Origin of the sequence: Streptomyces sp. SID14478 (assembly GCF_010548525.1) — a bacterium.
In the GTDB taxonomy this organism is placed as follows: Bacteria; Actinomycetota; Actinomycetes; order Streptomycetales; family Streptomycetaceae; genus Streptomyces.
This window is the reverse complement of record NZ_JAAGMG010000228.1, coordinates 1-3,828: the sequence shown is the minus strand read 5'-3', so window position 1 is coordinate 3,828 and position 3,828 is coordinate 1. Positions and strand designations below refer to the sequence as shown.

General features: G+C 72.5%; 2 protein-coding genes and 1 pseudogene. 2 read left to right on the top strand and 1 reads right to left on the bottom strand.

From position 1 onward, the window contains the following. On the top strand, positions 1-771 hold a 771-nt coding region (locus G3I40_RS08450), incomplete at its 5' end, for an FAD-dependent oxidoreductase (RefSeq protein WP_164301546.1). 83 nt (positions 772-854) lie between these two features. On the opposite strand, the pseudogene G3I40_RS08445 reads toward G3I40_RS08450, so the two are convergent. Further along, a pseudogene (locus G3I40_RS08445) lies at positions 855-1,226 on the bottom strand (hypothetical protein); the annotation flags it as partial. 481 nt (positions 1,227-1,707) lie between these two features. On the opposite strand from G3I40_RS08445, the gene G3I40_RS08440 reads away from it, so the two are divergent. Further along, positions 1,708-3,828, top strand: a 2,121-nt coding sequence (locus tag G3I40_RS08440) for a nitrate- and nitrite sensing domain-containing protein (protein WP_164301545.1), incomplete at its 3' end; no start/stop codon positions are given.

Sequence of the window (3,828 nt, the reverse complement as noted above, 5' to 3'; positions counted from 1 at the left end):
GGCGCCGAGACCGCCTCGACCTGCGTCGCGCTCGGCCACGACGTCACGGTCGTCGAGGCGGCGCCGCTTCCCCTGCTGCCCCAACTCGGCCCCGAACTCGCCGCGGTGTGCGCGCAGTTGCAGCGCAATGGTGGGGCGCGCCTGCTCACCGGTGTGGGCGTGGCGAACCTGCACGGTGCACCCGGCGCCGCCCTGGCCGACCGGGTCGGCGACGCTCCCGCGGACGGCCCGCGCGTGACCGGCGTGCGCCTCACCGACGGGCGTCTGCTCCCCGCCGACATCGTCGTCGTCGGCATCGGTGCCGTACCGAACACCGCGTGGCTGTCCGGCTCGACGGTCGCCGTCCGCGACGGCGTCCTCTGCGACGACGGATGCGTCACCTCGCTGCCCCAGGCCGTGGCCGTCGGCGATGTGGCCCGCGTCGGCGGCGCCCGCGCCGAACACTGGACCAGCGCCACGTCCCAACCCCGGGTGGCCGTCCGCAACTTGCTCGCCGGGCGCGCCGTCGAGGCGGCACGCCCCCTGCCTTACTTCTGGTCGGACCAGTTCGGCTCCCGCATCCAGTTCGCCGGGCGCCGGCGAGAGGGCGATCTCGTCCGCTTCGTGGAGGGCACGCCGGACGAGGGGCGCTTCCTCGCGCAGTACGAACGGGACGGGGTGGCCACCGCCGTCCTCGCCGTCGACATGCCCCGCCCCTTCACCAAGGTCCGCCGCGAACTGGCACGCGTCGAAAGGGAGGTGCTGTCGGCCCTCGCCCTGGTGCCGTCATAGGCCGGTGCTGAGGCAGGCGCCGCCGTCACGGAGCGACGCCGTCGCGGACCGGCCCCTCGGGGCCGACGTGGTCGCCGGCGCGCTCACGTATGCGTCAACTGCCCGGCCGCGCCCGGCCTCCGTATGCTCTCGGGTGCCCGCCGCGCCGCCCGTCGGGCCTTGCGCCGCTCCCTGCGCAGCCGACGGGCCGTGCTGGCCGGGACCGAGACGACACCGTGCCGCTGGTTCCACACCTGACGGGTCACCCAGACGTCGAGCGCGCCCCACGTCGCCACCACCGTGCTGGCCACGCTGCTGAGCACCATGGGGAACGCCAGCCAGGAGTCCGCGAGCGTGGCCAGCAGCGCCACCATGGCCTGTATCAACGTGAGCGCGATGATGAGGACGGCCCGTACCGCCGCCGTGCGCACCGGATCAGGCATGCGGCGCCGCTTCGCCGGCTCCTCGACCCACAGCTCCCGCTGCCCCGCCGTACCCCTCACCATGTCACTCCCCACCGCTCCCGGGCCTCGCCCGATGCCCCCGCACCGGCCTGCACAGTGACTGCCCGGTTTGCTCTGCTTTACGCCAGCCGTTCGACGCCGCGCCGTGCTCACGTACACCGTGGAGGTACCCCCGTAGGTACCCGCTGTGAGGAAGACGAACGGGAACCCGCAAAGATTCCCGAAATCGGACACCTGTCGTGCCCATCAAGACAGGAGCGAAGAATTCCAGCCAACTGCCCTGTGCTCAGTCCGAGAGTGAGCGCTGGATGTTTGGCGAATTCAAGGCGGCAATCTCCCGCAATGACCGGACAACTCGGCACGTATGCAGTGGTGTTGAGCCGGACAGCATCGGGGCGGGCCTTCGAGTTGCTCCTGTCTCAGTAGTAGGCTCGCGCCGTTTGTTGACGCACATGTGTGCCCCTGACCGTGCGGGGCCGATCTGGGGGAGGCCATGCGCTTTCGCGGGAAGTCCATCCGCCGGAAGATCGTGGCGTTGCTGCTGGTGCCGCTGCTGTCACTGACGGCGATCTGGGCGTTCGCCTCGGTGATCACCGGGCGCGCCGCCGTGCAACTGCTCTCGGCGGGCCGGGCGGCCGACGCGATCGGCTACCCCCTCGTCGACACCGGCCGCGCCCTGCAGGCGGAACGCCGGCAGACCCTCGTCTACCTCGCCGATCCCCGCGCCTCGGACGCCCAGTCGGCCCTGCGGGCCCGGCGCTCCGCCGCCGACGAGCAGATGTCGCGGGTCAAGGAGAAGGCCGACGACTCCGACGTCCGCGACGACCTGGACGGCGACGCGCGCGGCACCCTGGACGCCACCGTCGAGGGGTTCGAAGGCATCGAGTCGCTGCGCCGCAACGTGGACGACGGCACCGTCACGCGCGCCCAGGCGCTGGAGTTCTACAACCGCCTGATCGAGCCGACGTACGACTTCCTCCTCGACCTCACCGCGCTCGACGACGCCCAGGTGGAACGCCAGGGCCGGGCCGTCGTCGGAGTCATCAGGGCACGCGAACTGCTCTCCCAGGAGGACGCGGTGGTCGGCTCCGGGCTCGTCGCCCGCCGGCTCACCCAGGAAGAGCTGCGCCAGGTCTCCGACCTGGTCGCCCAGCGGACCCTGCTGTACGACACCAACCTCGCGCTGCTGCCCGCGGACGAACGCGCCCGCTTCCAGCGCTACTTGCGCGGCCCGGACACCAACCCGCTGCGTACCGCCGAGAACGCCGTCGTGAACGGTGCTCCCGGCGCCCCGAAGGGCGTCACCGCAGAGAGCTGGAACAAGGCGGCCGGGCAGGTCCTCGACGAACTGGTCGACCGCGACACCGGGGCCGCCGAGCGCTACCAGGACCGCACCCGCCCGGTCGCCGTGAAGGTGTTCCTGCGTGCCGGGATCGCCGGGGTGCTCGGCCTCCTGGCCCTGCTCGTCTCCCTGTTCCTGTCGGTCCGTATCGGCCGCAGCCTCGTCCGCGACCTGCGCCGCCTGCGCCTGGAGGCCCACGAGGCCTCGGGCGTCCGGCTGCCGGGCGTGATGCGCCGCCTCGCCGCGGGCGAAGAGGTCGACGTGGAGACCGAGGCCCCGCGCCTCGAGTACGACAGGGACGAGATCGGGCAGGTCGGCCAGGCCCTCAACACCCTTCAGCGGTCCGCCGTCGAAGCGGCCGTGAAACAGGCCGAGTTGCGCCGCGGCGTCTCCGAGGTGTTCGTCAACCTCGCCCGCCGCAGCCAGGTCCTCCTCCACAAGCAGCTGACCCTGCTCGACACCATGGAGCGCAGGACCGAGGACACCGACGAGCTCGCCGACCTCTTCCGCCTCGACCATCTCACCACCCGGATGCGCCGTCATGCGGAGGGCCTGGTGATCCTCTCGGGAGCCGCGCCCTCGCGGCAGTGGCGCAAGCCGGTGCAGCTCATGGACATCGTGCGGGCCTCCGTCGCGGAGGTCGAGGACTACGAGCGCATCGAAGTGCGCCGGCTGCCGCGGATCGCGGTGACCGGCCCCGCCGTCGCCGACCTGACGCACCTCGTGGCCGAACTCCTGGAGAACGCCACGGTGTTCTCGCCGCCGCACACGGCCGTCCAGGTCGTCGGCGAGCGCGTGGCCAACGGCTTCACGCTGGAGATCCACGACCGCGGCCTCGGCATGGCCGCCGACGCGCTCCTCGACGCCAACCTGCGGCTCGCGGAGACCCCCGAGTTCGAACTGTCCGACACCGACCGGCTCGGTCTCTTCGTCGTCAGCCGACTCGCGCAGCGCCAGCACGTACGGGTCTCCCTGCAGCCGTCCCCGTACGGCGGCACCACCGCCGTCGTCTTCCTGCCGGACACGCTGCTGACCGACGCCCCGGACACCGAAGGCGCGGGGTTCCGCCTCGACCGGCCCGAAGCGGCCGGGCGCTCCGCGGCGGACCGCGACACCTCCGACGGCCTGCCCGGCCTGCCCGCCTCGCTGCTCGACGGGCCGGTCGAGCTGGAAGCGCCGCTGACCACGTCGGACATGACACCCTTCCCGGGCGCCCTGGGCGACGAGGACAGCGAGCGGGGCGCGCTGTTCCGGCCGCGCCGGCCCGTCGCC